Source organism: Pseudomonas sp. B21-041 (genome assembly GCF_024748675.1).
Taxonomy (GTDB): Bacteria; Pseudomonadota; Gammaproteobacteria; order Pseudomonadales; family Pseudomonadaceae; genus Aquipseudomonas; species Aquipseudomonas neuropathica.
Genome location: NZ_CP087175.1, coordinates 860,674 through 880,447 on the forward strand (window position 1 = coordinate 860,674; position 19,774 = coordinate 880,447).

The 19,774-nt window shown below is 60.0% G+C and carries 14 protein-coding genes and 1 pseudogene; 13 read left to right on the forward strand and 2 right to left on the reverse strand.

What is annotated here, in order from left to right; genetic code table 11:
* Window positions 1-59 precede the first annotated feature (59 nt).
* The 6 genes from LOY43_RS03635 to LOY43_RS03660 all read left to right on the forward strand — a co-directional run bounded on the left by LOY43_RS03635 (window position 60) and on the right by LOY43_RS03660 (window position 6,626).
* On the forward strand, window positions 60-953 hold the full coding sequence (locus LOY43_RS03635; protein ID WP_258709212.1) for an NAD-dependent epimerase/dehydratase family protein: 894 nt from the start codon (window positions 60-62) through the stop codon (window positions 951-953).
* Between the two features lie 140 nt (window positions 954-1,093).
* Complete coding sequence (locus tag LOY43_RS03640; RefSeq protein WP_258709213.1) at window positions 1,094-1,711, forward strand: Fic family protein; 618 nt, start codon at window positions 1,094-1,096, stop codon at window positions 1,709-1,711.
* A 662-nt stretch (window positions 1,712-2,373) separates the two neighbouring features.
* Window positions 2,374-3,723, forward strand: coding sequence for a GntP family permease (locus tag LOY43_RS03645; RefSeq protein ID WP_095051052.1), 1,350 nt, complete (start codon window positions 2,374-2,376; stop codon window positions 3,721-3,723).
* Window positions 3,724-3,739: 16 nt separating this feature from the next.
* Complete coding sequence (locus tag LOY43_RS03650) at window positions 3,740-4,600, forward strand: MurR/RpiR family transcriptional regulator (RefSeq protein WP_258709214.1); 861 nt, start codon at window positions 3,740-3,742, stop codon at window positions 4,598-4,600.
* 1 nt (window position 4,601) lies between these two features.
* Window positions 4,602-6,059, forward strand: a complete 1,458-nt coding sequence (locus LOY43_RS03655) for an amidohydrolase family protein (protein WP_258709215.1) — start codon at window positions 4,602-4,604, stop codon at window positions 6,057-6,059.
* A 198-nt stretch (window positions 6,060-6,257) separates the two neighbouring features.
* Window positions 6,258-6,626 (forward strand): glyoxalase superfamily protein, encoded by a 369-nt coding sequence (locus LOY43_RS03660; RefSeq protein ID WP_095051026.1) that lies wholly within the window; start codon window positions 6,258-6,260, stop codon window positions 6,624-6,626.
* 683 nt (window positions 6,627-7,309) lie between these two features.
* Here the strand turns inward: LOY43_RS03660 and LOY43_RS03665 are convergent.
* Both LOY43_RS03665 and LOY43_RS03670 read right to left on the reverse strand, forming a co-directional pair.
* Window positions 7,310-7,675 carry a DUF6124 family protein gene (locus LOY43_RS03665; protein ID WP_095049681.1) on the reverse strand — a complete coding sequence of 122 codons (366 nt, stop codon included), beginning with the start codon at window positions 7,673-7,675 and terminating at the stop codon, window positions 7,310-7,312.
* Between the two features lie 514 nt (window positions 7,676-8,189).
* Window positions 8,190-9,206 (reverse strand): AraC family transcriptional regulator, encoded by a 1,017-nt coding sequence (locus tag LOY43_RS03670; RefSeq protein ID WP_258709216.1) that lies wholly within the window; start codon window positions 9,204-9,206, stop codon window positions 8,190-8,192.
* A 211-nt stretch (window positions 9,207-9,417) separates the two neighbouring features.
* Here LOY43_RS03670 and LOY43_RS03675 point away from each other — a divergent pair, with 211 nt between their 5' ends.
* The 7 genes and pseudogenes from LOY43_RS03675 (at window position 9,418) to LOY43_RS03705 (ending at window position 19,603) form a co-directional block, all read left to right on the forward strand.
* Entirely contained in the window at window positions 9,418-11,013 is a 1,596-nt protein-coding gene (locus LOY43_RS03675) for an FAD-binding oxidoreductase (protein ID WP_258709217.1), read from the forward strand.
* 5 nt (window positions 11,014-11,018) lie between these two features.
* Entirely contained in the window at window positions 11,019-12,614 is a 1,596-nt protein-coding gene (locus tag LOY43_RS03680; RefSeq protein ID WP_258709218.1) for a glycerol-3-phosphate dehydrogenase/oxidase, read from the forward strand.
* Between the two features lie 20 nt (window positions 12,615-12,634).
* Window positions 12,635-14,203, forward strand: coding sequence for an FGGY-family carbohydrate kinase (locus LOY43_RS03685; RefSeq protein ID WP_258709219.1), 1,569 nt, complete (start codon window positions 12,635-12,637; stop codon window positions 14,201-14,203).
* Window positions 14,204-14,443: 240 nt separating this feature from the next.
* Complete coding sequence (locus LOY43_RS03690) at window positions 14,444-15,733, forward strand: phospholipase (protein ID WP_258709220.1); 1,290 nt, start codon at window positions 14,444-14,446, stop codon at window positions 15,731-15,733.
* A 49-nt stretch (window positions 15,734-15,782) separates the two neighbouring features.
* Window positions 15,783-17,740, forward strand: a pseudogene (locus LOY43_RS03695) (DUF1302 domain-containing protein).
* Window positions 17,741-17,904: 164 nt separating this feature from the next.
* Window positions 17,905-19,278: a DUF1329 domain-containing protein gene (locus LOY43_RS03700; RefSeq protein ID WP_258709221.1), complete on the forward strand. Its 1,374-nt coding sequence runs from the start codon at window positions 17,905-17,907 to the stop codon at window positions 19,276-19,278.
* A gap of 76 nt (window positions 19,279-19,354) precedes the next feature.
* Window positions 19,355-19,603: a FitA-like ribbon-helix-helix domain-containing protein gene (locus LOY43_RS03705; RefSeq protein WP_095049689.1), complete on the forward strand. Its 249-nt coding sequence runs from the start codon at window positions 19,355-19,357 to the stop codon at window positions 19,601-19,603.
* The last annotated feature ends 171 nt before the right edge of the window (window positions 19,604-19,774 follow it).

Below are 19,774 nucleotides of genomic sequence, written 5' to 3' on the forward strand. Positions count from 1 at the left end.
TCCCTGCGGCTCACGGGCAGATACTCGTCCCATCACTTACTCACGCAGGGAGTTTCTCCATGAACGTATTCGTCACCGGCGCTGCCGGTTTTATCGGCGGCTCCATCGCTAGCGGTCTGGTCAAGGCCGGGCATCAAGTCACCGGTCTGGTGCGCAACCCTGAACAAGCGGCTGAGCTCGAGGTACTGGGCATGACCCCGGTCATCGGCACCCTCGACGACAAAGCATTGCTCGCCGAACAGGCCCGTGCTGCCGACGCAGTAATCAACGCCGCCAGCAGCGACCATCGCGGCGCCGTCGAAGCACTGCTCGATGCTTTGCGCGGTTCCAACAAAGTGTTCCTGCACACCAGCGGTTCGAGCATCGTCGGCGATGCATCGGGCGGCAAGTCCAGCGATGTCATCTACTACGAAGACAACTTGCCAGAGCCGACTGTCGACAAAGCTGCGCGCGTGGCAATCGATAACCTGATCCTCGCAGCGGTGCAGGACGGCGTGAACTCGGCGGTGATCTGCAACACGCTGATCTACGGCCACAGCCTGGGCGTTATCCGCGACAGCGTGCAATTGCCGCGTCTGCTCAAACAGGCGCGTAAAAGCGGCGTGGTGCGCCACGTCGGCACCGGCCAGAACATCTGGTCCAACGTGCACATCGAAGACGTCGTCGCCCTGTACCTGCTGGCGCTGACCAAGAACGTACCGGGTACTTTCTACTTCGTCGAAAGCGGCGAAGCATCGTTCATCGACATGACCACCGCCATGGCCGAAGCCCTGAACCTGGGTCAACCACAAGACTGGCCACTGAAAGACGCCGAAGCCGAATGGGGCTACGAAATGGCCAATTACGGCCTCGGCTCCAACAGCCGCGTACGCGGCAAACACGCCCGCGAACTGTTGGGCTGGGCGCCGAAGCGTACGTCGGTGGTTGAATGGATTCGTAACGAAATGGTGTGATTGCAGTTTGAGCCCCGCCGGGCTTTGTGATCACCCTTTAGAACGGCTGCCATCGTGCAGCCGTTTTCGTTTCGGGCTTTGCGCTTGTGTCACGTCAGACCTATGGTGCTCTGAACATTGCCAGTTCAGCAGGTACAAGGATGATTAACCGTTATGACGCAGAAGGGGCGCAAAGCAGCTTTCAGCCCGGCTCGAATGAGCAAGTGCTGAGCAATAAACTGGGAGTTATCGAACCCGAAGACATGGATGATGCAGAGCTGGTTTTGTTGGAAAAGCTCTACCAATCTGTGCTCATCGAGCATTTGCCTGATCGGTCAATCACTGTTCAGGATCTGAAGGATTGGCATCGACACTGGCTCGGGAACATCTATCCATGGGCGGGCGATGTCCGTGCGGTAAATTTGGGCAAGGATGGATTTTTCTTCGCCGCTGCGCCGCAAATTCCTCGGTTGCTCGACGTATTTGAAAGGGACTGTCTTTCCAAATACACGCCATGTCGGCCCGATCTGGACGAGAACCTGATTCGCGCCATTGCTGTCACGCACGTCGAGTTCATCCTGATTCATCCCTTTCGTGAAGGTAACGGACGCTTGTCGCGATTACTGGCGGATGTCATGGCCGTGCAGGCGGGCTACGTGCCGCTGGACTACAGCAGTTGGGAGCGGAATAAAGAGGCTTATTTTGCAGCCATCAACCAAGGGCTGAAATGCAACTACGAACCCATGGAGTATTGGGTACGACAGGCGTTGTGGACTTGAGGCGGGGCTACTTGGCCAGGGACAAATGCAGAAATTTACTGGATCTGAGTTTGAGTTTGCGCTCAATGGTCTCCACGCTTTGACCCGTCTCGATGGCTGTCGAACTGGCAACTGCGCGGATCAACGTTTCGGTTGTCAGTTTTTTTTTGGTGCGAGGTGTGGGGCTCATGGCAGGGACTCCGCGGAGGTTGTCAGGCGAGTATAGCGCTTGGCTGGATTTGAAAAATATAACGTATGGCTGGACACCGAACCGGTGGGAGCTGGCTTGCCAGCGATAGCGGTCGGCCAGTCAGCATTTAAGTTGAATGTGCAGCCATCATCGCTGGCAAGCCAGCTCCCACAGGTTTTACGCATTCTGTCTGGAGGAATGCGATCAAAACTGTGGGAGCGAGCCTGCTCGCGAAAGCGGTGGATCAGTCGGCAAAGATGTTGAATGTGAAGCCGCCTTCGCGAGCAGGCTCGCTCCCACATTGGTTTCTCGTTCACCGAAAAAGTATGTAAATCCCGCCCCGAAATTTTCATTAATCAAGACAAAACATATCTGTTAGCGACATCCCTTGCCTCTCCACGAAAATTACTTTCATGTGGTTTGAAATCTCGATCTCGAAATGATTTATGAGTTTCACAACCCATTCGAACGTGACCCTTTCGAGGAGTACCGCATGACGCCTTCCTTCGGCTATTGGCTGCTGGTCTATGCCGCCGTCGCCATCATTGCGCTGATCGTGTTGATTGCCCGTTACCGGCTCAACCCGTTCATTGTCATCACCCTGATTTCCATCGGCCTGGCACTGGTGGCGGGGATGCCGCCGTCGGGTGTGGTAGGGGCGTATGAGGCCGGGGTGGGCAAGACGCTGGGGCATATTGCGCTGGTGGTCGCGCTGGGGACGATGCTTGGCAAGATGATGGCCGAGTCCGGTGGCGCCGAGCAGATGGCGCGTACGCTGATCGACAAGTTTGGCGAGAAGAACGCGCATTGGGCGATGGTCTGCATCGCTTTTCTGGTCGGTCTGCCGCTGTTCTTCGAAGTCGGTTTCGTCTTGCTGGTGCCGATTGCGTTTACCGTGGCACGGCGCGTCGGCGTGTCGATTCTGATGGTCGGTTTGCCGATGGTCGCCGGCCTGTCGGTGGTGCATGCGCTGGTGCCGCCGCACCCGGCGGCGATGCTCGCGGTGCAGGCCTATCAGGCGTCGGTCGGGCAGACCTTGCTGTATGCGATTGCCATCGGCATTCCCACCGCGATCATTGCCGGGCCGCTGTACGCCAAATTCATCGTGCCGCGCATTCAACTGCCGGCAGATAACCCGCTGGAAAAACAATTTCTCGACCGCGAACCGCGCGACAAACTGCCGGGTTTCGGCATCACCATGGCGACCATTCTATTGCCGGTGGTGCTGATGCTGATCGGCGGCTGGGCCAACCTGATTTCCACCCCGGGCAGCGGTTTCAATCAGTTCCTGTTGTTCATCGGCAACTCGGTGATTGCGCTGCTGCTGGCGACCTTGCTGAGCTTCTGGACGCTGGGCATCGCCCAGGGCTTCAACCGTGAATCGATCCTCAAATTCACCAACGAATGTCTGGCGCCGACCGCCAGTATCACCCTGCTGGTGGGCGCTGGCGGTGGCTTGAACCGCATTCTGGTCGACGCGGGCGTCACCGATCAGATTGTCGGTCTCGCCCACGAATTCCACCTGTCGCCGCTGATCATGGGCTGGTTGTTCGCGGCGTTGATGCGCGTCGCCACCGGTTCCGCGACCGTGGCCATGACCACCGCGTCCGGCGTGGTCGCACCAGTGGCCATTGGTCTGGGTTATCCACACCCTGAACTGTTGGTGCTGGCGACCGGCGCTGGCTCGGTTATCTTTTCCCACGTCAACGACGGCGGCTTCTGGTTAATCAAGGAATACTTCAACATGACGGTCGCGCAGACGTTCAAGACCTGGACCGTGCTCGAGACGTTGATCTCGCTGGTCGCTTTTGGTCTGACCGTCGGCCTTTCTTACCTGCTGTAACCGGAGCCCGCCGCCCATGGACATCCTCTACCAGATCCGCGCCCGCCAGGATTCCTTCAGTGCCGGCGAAGGGCGCATCGCCCGGCTGATGCTCGACGACGTTGGCTTCGCCGCGAGCGCCAGCCTCGAAGACCTCGCGCAACGTGCCGAAGTCAGCACCGCCACGCTGTCGCGTTTTGCCCGCACCGTGGGCTGCCGCGACCTGCGTGATCTGCGCCTGCAACTGGCCCAGGCGAGCGGCGTCGGCAGCCGATTTCTCGACCCGGCGGGCACGCCTGAGCAGTCGGCGTTTTACGGGCAGATCGTCGGCGATATCGAAACCACGCTGCGCCAGCATCTGGCCGGATTCGACGAATCGCGCTTTGCCGATGCGGTGAAAATGCTCGGTCAGGCGCGGATGATTCACGCCTTCGGCATGGGCGGTTGCTCGACCCTGTGCAGCGACGAATTGCAGGTACGCCTGGTGCGCCTCGGCTACCCGATTGCCGTGTGCCATGACGCGGTGATGATGCGCGTCACTGCAGCCAGCCTGAACGCCGAGCAAGTGCTTATCGTCTGTTCGCTGACCGGCATCACCCCGGAGCTTTTGGAAACTGTCGAACTGGCGCGTAACTACGGCGCGCGCATTCTCGCCATCACCCGCGCTGATTCGCCGCTGGCGCAACTGGCCGACATCGTCCTGCCGCTGCAAGGCGCAGAAACCTCGTTCATCTACAAACCGACGGCAGCGCGCTACGGCATGCTGCTCGCCATCGACGTGCTCGCCACCGAGCTGGCGCTGGCCAGTCCTGAAGACAATCAAGAACGTCTGCGGCGGATCAAACTCGCCCTCGACGAATACCGTGGCGGCGACGATCACCTGCCGCTGGGAGACTGACATGCTGTACGACACCCTGATTCGCAATGCCCTGATCATCGATGGCAGCAACGTGCCCGGCTACAAGGCCGACGTGGCGACTCGCGATGGCCGCATCGAGCGTATAGGCGACTTGCATGATGCCTCGGCGACAGAAGAAATCGACGCCGCTGGCCGCGTGCTGGCGCCGGGTTTCATCGATGTGCACACCCACGACGACACCGTGGTGATTCGTCAGCCAGAGATGCTGCCCAAGCTCAGCCAGGGCGTGACCACGGTGATTGTCGGTAACTGCGGGATCAGCGCCTCGCCCGTGACACTGAAGGGCAATCCGCCGGATCCGATGAACCTGCTCGGTACAGCGGCGGCATTCGTTTATCCACGCTTCAGCGATTACCGCGCGGCGGTCGAAGCGGCCAATACAACGCTGAACGTTGCCGCGTTGGTCGGCCATACGGCGCTGCGCAGCAATCATCTGGACGACCTGTTCCGCACCGCGAAGCCGGATGAAATTGCCGCGATGCGCGAGCAGTTACGCGAAAGTCTTGAGGCCGGTGCATTGGGTTTATCCACAGGCCTGGCGTACGCCAGCGCCTACAACGCTTCCACCGATGAAGTGATGCAACTGACTGAAGAACTGACGGCGTTCGGCGCGGTGTACACCACGCACCTGCGCAGCGAATTCGCCCCGGTTCTGGAAGCGATGGAAGAAGCGTTCAGCATCGGCCGTCATTCGCGTTCGCCAGTGATCATTTCCCACCTCAAATGTGCCGGCGTCGGTAACTGGGGGCGCAGTCCGCAACTGCTCGCGTCGTTGGAAGAGGTCGCCAAAACTCACCCGGTCGGCTGCGATTGCTACCCGTATGCGGCGAGTTCATCGACACTGGATTTGAAGCAAGTCACCGATGCGCATCGCATCACCATAACTTGGTCGACGCCGCACCCCGAGGTCAGCGGTCGCGACCTGATCGACATCGCTGCCGAATGGAATCTGCCGCTGCTCGATGCCGCCAAACGCCTGCAACCGGCCGGCGCGGTGTACTACGGCATGGACGAGGCGGATGTACGAAGAATCCTCGCCCACCCGTTATCGATGATCGGGTCTGACGGACTGCCCGAAGATCCGTTCCCCCATCCGCGCCTGTGGGGGGCTTTCCCACGGGTGTTGGGCCATTTCAGTCGTGATGTCGGGCTGTTTCCGCTGCACACGGCCGTACACAAGATGACTGGGCTGTCGGCGGCGCGGTTTGGTTTGAAGGAGCGCGGCGAGATTCGTGAAGGTTATTGGGCGGATCTGGTGTTGTTCGATCCGGCGACCGTGCGTGATGTCGCGGACTTCAGTGATCCGCAACGGGCTGCGCAGGGGATTGATGGGGTTTGGATCAATGGCGTGTTGAGTTACCGCGATGGACAGGCGAATGGCAGGAGAGAAGGGCGTTTTCTGGCACGCGAAGGTGATTTGCGCCAAGGGTTTCATTGATTTTGATGGCGCCAAAAGATCGCAGCCTTCGGCAGCTCCTATAGTGGAACGCATATACCTGTAGGAGCTGCCGAAGGCTGCGATCTTTTGACTCACGTCTCATAGTGGCACTCTGAGATTAAAGAAAGTCATCAACAGGCCGAATTGCTGACATCCACCCCGTCTACACTGTCGGGCTAATCAGTCAGGGAGCACCCCATGAGCTTCGGCAAAACCACCCCGATCCTGCGGATCTTCGATGAAGCCAAAGCCGTAGAATTCTACGTCGACTTCCTCGGCTTCAAGATCGACTGGCAGCACCGTTTCGAGGCGAACTTCCCGTTGTATCTGCAGGTGTCCCGTGGCGAGTGTGTGCTGCACCTGTCCGAGCACCATGGCGATGCGACGCCGGGTTCGGCGCTGCGTATCGAGACGGATGAGCTGGAGGCGTTTCAGCAGCAGTTGGTGGCCAAGGATTACAAGTTTTCGCATCCGGGTATTCAGGCGATGCCGTGGGGGAGCCAGGACATGACGATCGTTGATCCGTTTGGTAATCGGCTGGTGTTTACCAATGCGATTTGTCTCTGAGCTGAACAGCCCCTCACCCTAACCCTCTCCCACAGGGAGAGGGGACTGACCGAGTTGTCTGACGCTATACACCGACCTGAAAGATCTGCAGCGATTATGGATTCACAGCAGCACTTTCAGGTCGGTGTATTTAGCGAACATCCCACTGTTGGCCCCTCACCCTAGCCCTCTCCCAGAGGGAGAGGGGACTGACCGAGTTGTCTGACGCTATACATCGACCTGAAAGATCTGCAGCGATTATGGATTCACAGCAGCACTTTCAGGTCGGTGTATTTAGCGAACATCCCACTGTTGCCCCCTCACCCTAGCCCTCTCCCAGAGGGAGAGGGGACCGACCGAGTTGTCTGGCGCTATACATCGACCTGAAAGATCTGCAGCGATTATGGATTCACAGCAGCACTTTCAGGTCGGTGTATTTAGCGAACATCCCACTGTTGCCCCCTCACCCTAGCCCTCTCCCAGAGGGAGAGGGGACCGACCGAGTTGTCTGGCGCTATACATCGACCTGAAAAATCTGCAGCGATTGTGGATTCACGGCAGCACTTTCAGGTCGGCGTATCTAATCAAGATCCCCCGTTCGGCCCCCTCTCCCTCCGGGAGAGGGCTGGGGTGAGGGGGAAATGACACACCACAAAAAGAAGCCCGCCATCCAACCCTTCCAGTTGGGGTAGCGGGCTTTTTCGTTACTCGGTCGGCACTAACCTGTCCAACACGCGATTGACGGCCATTTCCGCCACCATCACCACTTGCGCAATACCCTGCAGTGTCTTGCGGTGTGTGCCTTCAACCTGCGCGGCATGGTTGTTGAGCATGACGGTCGCCGAGCCAAGAGTTTCGCTGGCGTCGGCCAGCAGGGATTCGGTGCCTGCCTCGGGGTTGGCCATGTACAGCGTGTTGGGGGAGTAGGGCGTTGCCATGAGGTCGGCGTTCGTCGGACCGAGGTAGTGGTCGAGCGCGCGCTCGGCGGCTTCGTGGAATTTCTTTGAATCGGGGGATTCGTAGGGGGAGGCCGGGTCGGTGACCGGCGGGTTTGGCGTTATCTTGAACATAGCTGTGTTCCCTTTGTTGAGCGGCAACCCTTTGGCTACTAAACGAAAGGGTGGCAGCTGTACGCAGGTTAGTAGACCGGGGAACTCAGCTAAAAGCCGGCGCGCCGAAGCGCCCTGCGTACAGCCACCATCAAGCTCAGGTACGCGAGTACCTGTGATGAATGTACGACCAGCAGAATTACCGCCGGGCTACTAAACCCGATCACTGGGAATCAGTGACGCAATCAAGTTACGCAGCATGCTCAGGGCGCACAAGCCGGCGGATTCTGGCTTAGGCGTAGGTTACGGCGCAAGGATTTGTGGGCTGTTTCGCGTAACGCTGAGTGTCTTTAAACACCTGTGGTGCGGGATGTTTATTGCGTTCAAGTATCGAAGATTTACCTGTAGGAATTCTGGGCTGCCACTGACGCCATCGCTGGCAAGCCAGCTCCCACAGGTTTATGTGCAAGCCATGGATTTTGTGGACGACTTGGGCACTATGGGAGCTGGCTTGCCAGCGATGTGGCCGGAATATTCACCCGCGATGCATCTGCCGAAACTCCCCCGGCGGCATCCCGCGTCGGCTCTTGAACGTGCGATGAAACGACCTCGGTTCGGTAAACCCCAGATACTGCGCAATGTCCTGAATCGGCAAGGTGCTATTGAGCAAATAATGCTCAGCCAGCTCCTGGCGCAAATCATCGAGAATCTGCTGATACGACGTCCCCGCCTGATGCAATTGCCGCTGCAACGTGCGCACGGAAACAGCGAGCTGTTCGGCGACCTGTTCTTTGCGCGGCAACCCCTCCTTGAGCAACTGCCGCAGGATGTTTTTTACCTGCTGCTCAAGCGACGCATCCTCCAGCGTCGCCATCAAGCCCAGCGCATGTTCTTCCAGCGTTCGCAGCAACTGCGCATCGGCCTGGCGCAACGGCAACTGCAAATAAGCCAGCGGCACGACCAGCGCCGAATACGGCTGATCGAACAACACCGGGCAATCGAAAAACGCTTCATATTGCGCTGGTGTCGCTTCGGCCGGGCACGAATGTTCGAGCCAGACCCCGGCCGGCGACATCTGCGTGTCGGCGATCCAGCGCGCATAGTGCAGCCACGAACCGAGCACGTTTTCCACCAGATGCCGGCGGATTCGCGGGCGCTGATAACGGCAAGTCCAGATCAGATGCACATGGCCGTCCTGTACCTCGGCGCGGCTGACGCCCATGTCGCCGACCAGTTTCTCGAACGGCATGATCCGGCTCATCGCATCGCCCAACGTCGCGCAGTTCATGGTGATGTAACCGAGCACGCTCCACGAATTGGGCAGGACGAAATTCGCCGCGTTGAGCCCGAACAGCGGATCGCCCGAGTGTTCGCAGAAATAATCCAGCAAGCGTTCATGCGCTTCACCGGGCAAACGCAGGGTGTTGTCGCTCAACTGCTGCGCCTGCAAATCCGCTGCCGCCAACGCCGGCTCGATGGCCATGCCCAGTTGTTCGGCATGGCGCAGGTACTTGAGCAGTGGCGGAACCGAGGTGTAGCCGAGCGATTGCATGATCCCATTCCTTTGATCAACGGCAGCGGAGGCGGACGAAATAGCCTGAAAGGTAATTTGAAACCCCGACTAAAGTAAATGGCTGACGCTTGCGCGACGTTTGACTCAATTGGCTACACGAACTGGCCGGATGCGACCGTGACACTTGGCGGCCGCTGGCTAGTATGGAGGCCTGAAATATCACTGATCTGACGGCAAGAAGGACACACGCATGCGACGCTGGAACGGCTGGGGAGATGCAACCACGGTGGTCGAACTGCCGGCCCAGGGCGCGGAGTTTCTTCATGAGCGCCTGGGCGAGGGGCGCGCGCTGCCCGATGCGACGCTAGAGGCGGCGCTGGCGCGTGTGCCGAATTCGCGGTTGCAGGCGCACACTTTGTACAGCGTCGATGCCCATGACCGTTTACTGCATGCGCGGGGACAAAGCCTGCCGGACTGGCTGGCGTTGCGCGAAGGTGCGCTGGGCAATTATCCCGATGCGGTGGCCTTTCCCGAGACCGCCGAGCACATTCGCCAGTTGCTGGCGCTCGCCCATGAACAAGACTTGTGCCTGATCCCGTATGGCGGCGGCACATCGGTGGCCGGCCACATCAATCCACCGGATTCGGAGCGGCCAGTGGTGACGGTGTCGCTGGCGCGGATGAACCGCCTGATCGACCTCGATGAACAGAGCCTGCTGGCGACGTTCGGCCCCGGCGCGAGTGGGCCGCAGGTCGAAAGTCAGTTGCGTGCGAAAGGCTACACGCTGGGGCATTTTCCGCAGTCGTGGGAGCTGTCGACGCTGGGCGGTTGGGTCGCCAGCCGCTCAAGCGGTCAGCAGTCGTTGCGCTATGGCCGGATCGAGCAGTTATTCGCTGGCGGAACGCTGGAAACCTTCGCCGGGCCGATGCATATCCCAACCTTTCCGGCCTCTGCCGCCGGGCCTGATCTGCGCGAAGTGGTGCTGGGTTGCGAGGGCCGTTTCGGGATCATTTCCGAGGTCCAGGTGCGGGTCAGTGCGCTGCCTGCCGATGAGCGTTTCTACGGTGTATTTCTGCCCTCTTGGACCAAGGCACTGCAAGCCATCCGCCAATTGGCTCAGGCGCGCGTTCCGCTGTCGATGCTGCGCCTGTCCAACGCCGTGGAAACCGAAACGCAACTGGCGCTGGCCGGTCATCCGCAACAAATCGCCTGGCTGGAAAAGTATCTGAAACTGCGCGGCGCCGGTGCGGGCAAGTGCTTGCTGACCTTCGGCGTGACCGGCAATCGTCGGCAAAACGCGCTGTCGCTGAAACAGGCGCGACAACACCTCAAGGCCTTCGGCGGCGTGTTCACCGGCACCTTGCTCGGCAAGAAGTGGGCGCAGAACCGCTTCCGTTTCCCCTACCTGCGCGAGAACCTGTGGAACGCCGGTTACGTGGTCGACACCCTCGAAACCGCCACTGACTGGAGCAATGTCGACCACCTGCTCAACCTCGTTGAAAACAGCCTGCGCGAGGCCTTGGCCGCCGAAGGCGAGCGAGTGCACGTGTTCACCCACCTGTCCCACGTCTACGGCGAAGGTTCGAGCATCTACACCACTTACGTGTTTCGCCCAGCAGCGGATTACCCCGCGACGCTGGCACGCTGGAAAGCGCTGAAACACGTGGCCAGCCAGACCATCGTCGACAACCACGGCACCATCAGTCACCAGCACGGTGTCGGCAAGGATCACGCGCCGTACCTGCTGCGCGAGAAGGGCGCATTGGCGATGGACACCTTACAGGCGCTGAGCAAGCACTTCGATCCGGCCGGGCGCCTCAACCCCGGCACGCTGCTGCCGGAGTGACGGCCATGAGTCAGGACTGGAACGCTGCGTGGCGCCAGCAGATTCTGCCGACGCTGGCCGAGGAAACCTGGGATCTGATCGTCATCGGCGGCGGTATCAGCGGCGCCGGCATCCTGCGTGAAGCGGCGCGTCGAGGCTGGCGCTGTCTGCTGCTGGAACAACGCGATTTCGCCTGGGGCACCTCAAGTCGATCGTCGAAAATGGTCCACGGCGGTTTGCGTTACATCGCCAAGGGCCAGTGGCGCCTGACCCGCGATTCGGTGCGCGAACGTCAGCGCTTGCTCGACGAAGCGCCGGGGCTGGTCGAGCCGATGAGTTTCCTGATGCCGCACTATCGCGGCGGCTTTCCCGGGCCTCGTGTACTGGGCGGTTTGCTGAGCGTGTACGACGCCTTGGCGGGACGGCGCAGCCATCGCTTTCATGATGCGCAACAACTGCGTTATCTGGCGCCGGGCGTGAGGGAAAACGACTTGCTCGGTGGCACCTGTTTTGTCGATGCGCTGACCGATGATGCACGGTTGGTGATGCGTGTGTTGAGCGAAGCGCGGGCCGATGGCGCTTTCGTGGTCAATGGCGTGCGCGTCGAACAACTGCTACGTGAAAACGGCCGAGTGTGTGGCGTTCAGGTCGAGGATTGCGAGGCCGGTTCGTCACTGCAATTGCGCTGCGGCGTGCTCGCGGTGGCTACCGGCGCCTGGGCTGAACGCTTGCGCCCGGCAGCGGCGCCACGGCAATTGCGGCCGTTGCGGGGTAGTCATCTGTTACTGCCAGGTTGGCGTTTGCCGGTGGCGCAGGCGTTCACTTTCATGCATGAGCGCGACCGGCGTCCGGTGTTCGTTTTCCCGTGGGAAGGCGCGACGGTGGTCGGCACCACGGACCTCGATCATCGTGAGGATCTCGATCAGAGCGCGAGCATCAGCGGCGAAGAACTCGACTATCTGCTGGCGGCTTGCACGCAACAGTTTCCCGGAGCGCAAGTGAACGCTTCGGACGTGCTGTCGACATGGTCGGGCGTACGTCCGGTAGTCGGCAGTGCGGCGGGCAATCATCAAGACAAACCGTCGAACGAAACCCGCGAGCATGTGCTGTGGCAGGAGCCCGGTTGCGTGACCCTGGCTGGCGGCAAACTGACCACGTTTCGCCCGCAAGCCATCGAAGTGCTTAAGGCCTGCGCGGCGATGCTCGAGCGTCCTGTCGTTGACGACGCCGCGCCAGTGTTTGCCGCTGTGCCTGCGCTGGCGATCCCTGAATTGAGCAACCATCAGTGGCGACGCCTGGCCGGACGGCATGGCCGCGACCTGCCGAGGCTGGCGCAACTGATCAAAGAAGTCAGCCACGAAACGGTCGATGCTACGGACACGTTGTGGGCAGAACTGGCCTTCGCCTGCGAAGCGGAAATGGTCTTGCACCTCGACGATCTGCTGCTGCGCCGCACGCGTCTGGGCCTGCTGTTGCCGCGCGGTGGCGAAGACTATTTTGTCGCCATCCGCCAACTCTGCCAGCCTCGACTGGGCTGGAGCGACGAACACTGGCAGCAGGAAGAACAGCGTTATCGGGCGTTGTGGCAACGCCATCACGGTTTGCCGGATGCCACGCCTTGATGCCCCCAGAAGAGAGCTCCATGGATAACCACCCGAACAAGCGTTACCTGCTGGCCATCGACAACGGCACCCAGAGCGTGCGTGCGCTGCTCTTCGATTTGCAGGGCAATCTGCTCGGCAAAGGCAAGGTCGAGTTGCAGGCGTATTACTCGACGCAGCCGGGTTGGGCCGAGCAGGATCCGGAGTATTACTGGGCGAAATTGGGGGAGGCGTGCCAGCAAGTCTGGGCGCAGACCGGCATCGACCGTACGCAGATTGCCGGCGTTTCCCTGACCACGCAGCGCGGTACGGTGATTAACGTCGATGCCGAGGGCAAGCCATTGCGCCCGGCGATTCTGTGGCTCGATCAACGCCAGAGCGAAGTCGAAGGCGGGATTAAAGGGCCGTGGGGCTGGCTGTTCAAACTGGTCGGCGCGCAAGCGACTGTGGATTATTTTCGCGCCCAGGCCGAGGCGAACTGGATCGCTCAGCATCAGCCGGAAGTCTGGGCGGCAACAGACAAGTTTTTGCTGTTGTCCGGGTTTCTCACCCATCGATTGTGCGGACGTTTTGTCGACTCGATCGGCTGTTGCGTTGGCTACCTGCCGTTCGATTTCAAACGGCTGAAATGGGCCGCACCGAGTGACTGGAAATGGCAGGCGTTGGCGGTACGTCCCGAGCAACTACCAACCCTGCACAAACCCGGTGAAACCCTCGGCTACATCACCGCTGAAGCCGCTCGCCATACGGGTATTCCCGAAGGCTTGCCGCTGATTGCTGCGGGGGCTGACAAGGCCTGTGAAGTGGTCGGGTCCGGCGTGGTCGATGCGAGCACGGTGTGCTTGTCCTACGGCACCACGGCGACGATCACCAGCACCCGATCGCGCTATCTGGAAATCGTCCCGTTGATCCCACCATATCCATCGGCGGTGCCGGATCAGTACAACTGCGAGGTGATGATTTATCGCGGTTACTGGATGGTCAGTTGGTTCAAGAACGAGTTCGGTTTGCGCGAGATGCAGCAGGCCAAAGAGCAGGGTATCGAGCCTGAGCAGTTGTTCGATGCACTGGTTGATGCGGTGCCGCCGGGTTCGATGGGCCTGATGCTGCAACCGTATTGGTCGCCGGGGATTCGAGAGCCGGGTGTCGAGGCGAAAGGCGCGATGATCGGCTTCGGTGATGTGCATACCCGTGCGCATATTTATCGGGCGATTCTGGAAGGGCTGGCGTATGCGTTGCGCCAGGGCATGGAGAATATCGAGCGGCGTTCGAAGGTCTCGATCAAGCGGTTGCGCGTGGCCGGTGGCGGCTCGCAGAGTGATGCGGCGATGCAGCTGACGGCGAACATTTTCGGCCTGCCTGCGGAGCGTCCGCATGTGTATGAGGCGTCCGGTCTGGGCGCGGCGATTTGTTGTGCGGTGGGGTTGGGGCTGCATGCGGATTTCCCTACGGCGATCGCTTCAATGACCAGAGTAGGGGCTGTCTTCACCCCACAACCCGATGCGCAAAAAATCTACGAGCAACTGTACAAAGAGGTCTACCTGCGCATGTATCGCCAACTCAAACCGCTGTATCAGAGCATCCGCAAAATCACCGGTTACCCCGCCTGAAAGAACACCACAAATCCCCTGTAGGAGTGAGCCTGCTCGCGATAGCGGTGTGTCAGTCAACATCTATTTGACTGACACACCGCTATCGCGAGCAGGCTCACTCCTACAGGGGCGGTGGTGTTTTTGATATCGGGTAATTGGCGCCATCGGAGACTTTTTCTGGTGAGATCGGACAGTGTCAGCGGCGGGGGCGGTTGTTAGGCTCATCCCCCACGGCACCGCCAATAAGAACGAAAAGCAATGAAGCTGACCTTCCTCCTGTTGCTGCTTTGTGCAACCGCCCCGAGCGCCTGGGGCTGGTCGAACCATACGGTCGGCAGCTATCTGGCGTTGCAGGATCTGCCGGCGTTGCGCGATGCACCAGCGGTTGAAGTCGAGCCACTGGAGCAGTTTCTCACCGAGCAATATCCGGCCGTGCTGGCATTGTTGGAACAACAGGAAAGCTTCGCCCGCGCGCACTTCACTCAGTACCCGCCACGACCTGACAACCTGAAATTGCCAGCGGTGCCAAGTGACAATCTGCGCCACGACTTTCTCACGGCACTGCGCATCAACCCCGAGATTAATCTGGCGATGGTCATCCAGCCATTACCCGGTAAAGACCTCCCCGAACGTGAACATTTGCAGGCCAATCAAGTCATGGTCGAACAAACCCTGTCACCGTGGAATCGCCAGCGTTTCATCGTGGTCACCGATCATGAAAAAGTCGCAGCCCTGGCCGTGCTCGCCAGCGCTGCTGATGAGCCGGATTACGGCCACGACATCAATCTGTTCAGCGACAACCCTGGCAACGTCGGCGCGCTCTACGGCTTCGGCCCGCAACCGTTCGGCGATGCGCGTTTCCAGTACAGCTCGCAGGCGCCGTTTCATATGGGCTTCTTCCACGAAAGCGCGGTGGTGTATGCGGCTGCCGGTTTCCTCGAACGCAGCTGGCCGGACTGGCGCGCGTATCAGTACATGGGCCTGGCGCGACTGGCGTTTGCCAGCGGTCATCGGTATTGGGGGTATCGCTTTCTCGGCTGGGGACTGCACCACATTCAGGACCTGACCCAGCCGTATCACGCCAAACCATTGCCGGGCGTCAACCTTGCCAATCTTCTTCTGCTGGAAGGCAAGGCAATCGCCGGTTTCGCCGCCGACAAACAAGCCTCCATCGAGCGCGTCGCGACCCGGCACATGGAAGTGGAGAAATATCAGTCGACCTGGCTGCGCCGCGTGCTGCGTGCCGGTCAGCCGCATCCGATGCTCGCGGCTTACGCCGATGTGGCTCAGGACAAAAGCTACCCGCCGTACTCGGTCGACTACCTGCGCGAAGTGGTCAGCGCCGAAGCCGTCAACGACTCCGCCGCCTTCGACGAAGCCATCGGCCAGTGGCTGGAAACGGTGCCCGTCAGCAGTGATTTCAGCAGCGGCAATCAGCTGCAACGCGAAGACTTCGACCACCCGGCACTCAACCAGCAGTTGTTCAGGTTGCTCGGACATTTCGGCGCTCACAGCCGGATTTACGTCAGCGCGGGTTTGGCGCCGTAGTGCGCCGCAACGCACACCACAACAATAAAAAACAGGCAAGGAGGAACAGATGATCAACACTCGATTGCGCCTGACGGGCGCCGCGCTCCCCGGTGTCGGCCTGGCAGGGCTGCTGCAGTTGTGCGCAGTCGATGCGGCGCACGCGGTGGAGTTCAGCCTGATGGACAAACAGGTCACCGGCTCCCTCGACACGACCTTGTCTTACGGTCGTTTGTGGCGGGTGCAGGGCCGCGACAAGACTAACGATGACGTCAACACCAACGACGGCAATCGCAACTTCGATACCGGGCTGGTTTCCGAGGTGTACAAGATCACCTCCGAGCTTGAGGCCAACTATCAGAACTACGGCGTGTTCGTGCGCGGCACCGCGTTCTACGACACGCAACTGATGGACAAGCGCAACGACTACTACGACAACAACAGCCCCTCGCAACCGAGCCAGAGCTACCCGCAGGACAACCATTTCACCAGCCAGACTCGCGACATCGCCGGCAGCCGCATCGAGATGCTCGACGCCTACGTGCACGGCAGCTGGGACGTCGCGCAGATGCCGGTGACAGCGCGCGTCGGTCGGCAGGTATTCAACTGGGGCGAGGGGATTTTCTATCGCGGCGGGATCAACACCACCAACCCGGTGGATGCCGCCAAGTACCGCTTGCCCGGCGCCGAAGTCAAGGAAGTGCTGGTGCCGGTCGAGGCGCTGAGCTTCAACATCGGCCTGACCGACTCGCTGACCATGGAGAGTTTCTACCAGACCAACTGGAAGGAAACCCGCATCGACCCGGTCGGCACCTTCTACTCGCAGACTGACCTGTTCGCCGACGGTGGCAACACCGGTTACAACAACTTCAGCGGCACGGCGCTCGACACGCCGGTTCCGGGTTCGGCAACGTCATCGGTTTGTACAGCGCGCTGGGCAATAACCCGTTGCTCAACTCCGCCCTGCAAACCACAGGCCTGTACGCCAACGGCGTGACACCGGCCTACGGCAACACACTGAAAGTGGCGAGCATCGGCAAGGACTACAACGCCCGCAACGATGGCCAGTTCGGTTTTGCCTTTCGCTACATCGCCGAACAGCTCAACAGCACCGAGTTCGGTTTGTACATGGTCAACTACCACGCCAAGGAGCCAACCATCGCGGCGGACCTGGGCGGCTACAAAGGCATCGACATGGACGCGCTGACCAACCTGTTGTCCGGTGTCGCCGGCAGTCAGGCCGGGGCGCTGGCCAATGGGTTGGCGACTGCCGACGTGATGGGCAATATCCAGGCGCATCGGCGTTATGCCGAAGACATCCGTATGTACGGTTTCAGCTTCAACACCACATTGGGCGAGGCGTCGGTGTTTGGTGAAATTGCTTATCGGCCGAATCTGCCGATCGGCGTTGCGGCGACCAACGATTTGATTGGCGACCTGGCCAACGGCGCGGCGGCGGCAGTGACGGGCAAGTCGATCAACGTCGGCGGGCAGATGGTCACCCTCGACAGACAGATCAATAACGCCGAGCGCGTCGAAGCGTTCAACACCTCGCTGGGGACCATCTACAACTTCGGCCCCACGGCTTCGTTCGACTCGCTGTTCGGCATCTTCGAACTGGCCTCCGAACACCTGCGCGGCAGCAGTCTGCAGTACACCGCGTATGACGGCAGCCGTCGCTTCTACGCCGGCACCGGTAACTATTCCTATGTGTCTGGCGGTGATCGCGACGATCAGGTCAACCGCAATTCCTACAGCTACACGGCGATGCTCAACGGCACCTGGAACGATGTGTACGCCGGGGTCAACGTCTCGCCGTACATCGTTTACAAGGACGACTTCGAGGGCAACAGCTATCAGGCCGGCAACACCATCGAAGGTCGCAAGGCTTACACGCTGGGGATCAAGGCCAACTACCAGAACAAGCTCGAAGCCGAACTGCAATACACCGAGTTCTATGGCGGCGGGCAAAACAACGGCATTCGCGACCGCGACAACGTCGGGTTCAACCTCAAGTATTTCCTTTGATTGCCCAGAACAAAACTTGCGGCACCCCGTCCCCCTGTGGGAGCGGGCTTGCCCGCGATGACGGCAGCACATTCGACAACAGTGTTGGCTGACCCACCGCTATCGCTGGCAAGTCGAGTCGTCGCACCGCAGCTCCCACATGTTTTTGTATTTTGGAGAAGATCATGGTTCACACGTCAAGATTGACCAAGGCTTCGCTAGGGCTTGTTTTAGGCCTTGCCGCCAGCACCGCTCTGGCCGCCATCACCCCACAACAAGCCGAACAACTGAAAACCACCCTGACCCCCATGGGCGCCGAGCGTGCCGGCAACGCCGCCGGCACCATCCCCGCGTGGACCGGCGGCATCACCCAAGCCCCGGCCGGCTACAAACCCGGCCAGCACCACCCCGATCCCTACGCGGCGGACAAACCGCTGTTCACCATCACCAAAGCCAATCTCGACCAGTACAAAGCCCACCTCAGCCCCGGTCAGATCGCGCTGTTCAACAGCTACCCCGACACTTTCCAGATGCCGATCTACCCATCCCGGCGATCCGGCTCAGCGCCGCAATGGCTGTACGACAACACCCTCAAGAATGCGACCTCGGCCAAATTGCTCGAAGGCGGCAGCGGCTTCTCCGATGCTTACGGCGGCGTGCCGTTCCCGGTGCCCAAGGACGGCGTTGAAGTGCTGTGGAACCACATCACTCGCTATCGCGGTATCTACGTCGTGCGCCGCGCCTCCGAAGCGCCGGTCCAGCGCAACGGCAGTTTCGCGCTGGTGACCTCGCAGCAGGAAGCGCTGTTCAATTACTACCGCCCGAACGGCCAGTTCGCCGACCTGAAGAACATCCTGTTCTACTACCTCGCCTTCGTGAAAAGCCCCGCACGATTGGCCGGCGGTGCCGCACTGGTGCACGAAACCCTCGACCAACTCAAAGACGCACGCCAAGCCTGGATCTACGACGCCGGCCAACGTCGCGTGCGCCGCGCACCGAACCTCGCCTACGACACGCCGATCGCGTCCTCCGATGGACTGCGCACCGCCGACGACACCGACCTGTTCAACGGCTCGCCGGACCGCTACGAGTGGAAGCTCAAGGGCAAACAGGAAATCTACATCCCCTACAACAACTACAAAGTCGCCAGCCCCGAGGTGAAATACGCGCAACTGCTCACCCCGGGCCACCTCAACCCGCAATACACCCGCTATGAACTGCACCGCGTGTGGGTGGTGGAAGGCAACCTGAAACCGGGCTCGCGGCACATCTACTCCAAACGCGTGCTGTTCCTCGATGAGGATAGCTGGGGCGCGGCACTGGTCGATCAGTACGATGGGCGAGGGGAGTTGTGGCGCGTATCGATGGCCTACCTGAAAAACTTCTACGACCTGCCGACCACGTGGAGTGCGCTGGATGTTTTCCACGATTTGCAGGCGCGTCGTTACTACGTGCAGAACCTTGATAACGAAGAAGCGGAGACGGTGGATTTCGCGCAGCCGGTGCCGGAGGATGCGTATTTTATGCCGTCGGCGTTGCGGCAGCGGGGTACGCGGTAAGTGATTGCGCTGGCTGTTCTTGGGCGGATGGATGTTAGTCTCGATCAATGATTTTTAGTTGATAGCAGGAGTCATCATGGCCAGCATCACAATTCGAAATATTGATGGTCCGCTCATGGATCAGTTACGGATTAACGCGGCCCGGAACGGAAATTCCATCGAGGAAGAAGCTCGCATGATTCTGGGGCGAGCATTGATTAGAAGGGATAGCGCTGGAGGCTTGGGTAGCCGGATTCGCCAGCGCTTTTCCTCGGTCGGAGGGATCGACCTTGGTTTGCCTTCACGGCAGGAAAAAGCCAGGGTTATGGATTTTCCAGATTGCTGATGCTCGAAATGCGCACGCGCTGAAGAATACCTTCATGTAGGAGCTGCCGAAGGCTGCGATCTTTTGATCTGGCTTCTGATTTGTTCAAAAGCGAAGATCAAAGGATCGCAGCCTGCGGCAGCTCCTACATTAGGCGGAGTTTTTTCCGGGACATCGGGGTGATGGGGCGGA

Excerpts from the sequence above, each read along its gene's own strand:
- LOY43_RS03650 (WP_258709214.1), top strand. The coding sequence starts at position 3,740 with ATGGACATCCTCTACCAGATCCGCGCCCGCCAGGATTCCTTCAGTGCC.
- LOY43_RS03670 (WP_258709216.1), bottom strand. The coding sequence starts at position 9,206 with ATGCAATCGCTCGGCTACACCTCGGTTCCGCCACTGCTCAAGTACCTG.
- LOY43_RS03640 (WP_258709213.1), top strand. The coding sequence starts at position 1,094 with ATGATTAACCGTTATGACGCAGAAGGGGCGCAAAGCAGCTTTCAGCCC.
- LOY43_RS03645 (WP_095051052.1), top strand. The coding sequence starts at position 2,374 with ATGACGCCTTCCTTCGGCTATTGGCTGCTGGTCTATGCCGCCGTCGCC.
- LOY43_RS03700 (WP_258709221.1), top strand. The coding sequence starts at position 17,905 with ATGGTTCACACGTCAAGATTGACCAAGGCTTCGCTAGGGCTTGTTTTA.
- LOY43_RS03655 (WP_258709215.1), top strand. The coding sequence starts at position 4,602 with ATGCTGTACGACACCCTGATTCGCAATGCCCTGATCATCGATGGCAGC.
- LOY43_RS03685 (WP_258709219.1), top strand. The coding sequence starts at position 12,635 with ATGGATAACCACCCGAACAAGCGTTACCTGCTGGCCATCGACAACGGC.
- LOY43_RS03635 (WP_258709212.1), top strand. The coding sequence starts at position 60 with ATGAACGTATTCGTCACCGGCGCTGCCGGTTTTATCGGCGGCTCCATC.
- LOY43_RS03705 (WP_095049689.1), top strand. The coding sequence starts at position 19,355 with ATGGCCAGCATCACAATTCGAAATATTGATGGTCCGCTCATGGATCAG.
- LOY43_RS03660 (WP_095051026.1), top strand. The coding sequence starts at position 6,258 with ATGAGCTTCGGCAAAACCACCCCGATCCTGCGGATCTTCGATGAAGCC.
- LOY43_RS03665 (WP_095049681.1), bottom strand. The coding sequence starts at position 7,675 with ATGTTCAAGATAACGCCAAACCCGCCGGTCACCGACCCGGCCTCCCCC.
- LOY43_RS03680 (WP_258709218.1), top strand. The coding sequence starts at position 11,019 with ATGAGTCAGGACTGGAACGCTGCGTGGCGCCAGCAGATTCTGCCGACG.
- LOY43_RS03675 (WP_258709217.1), top strand. The coding sequence starts at position 9,418 with ATGCGACGCTGGAACGGCTGGGGAGATGCAACCACGGTGGTCGAACTG.
- LOY43_RS03690 (WP_258709220.1), top strand. The coding sequence starts at position 14,444 with ATGAAGCTGACCTTCCTCCTGTTGCTGCTTTGTGCAACCGCCCCGAGC.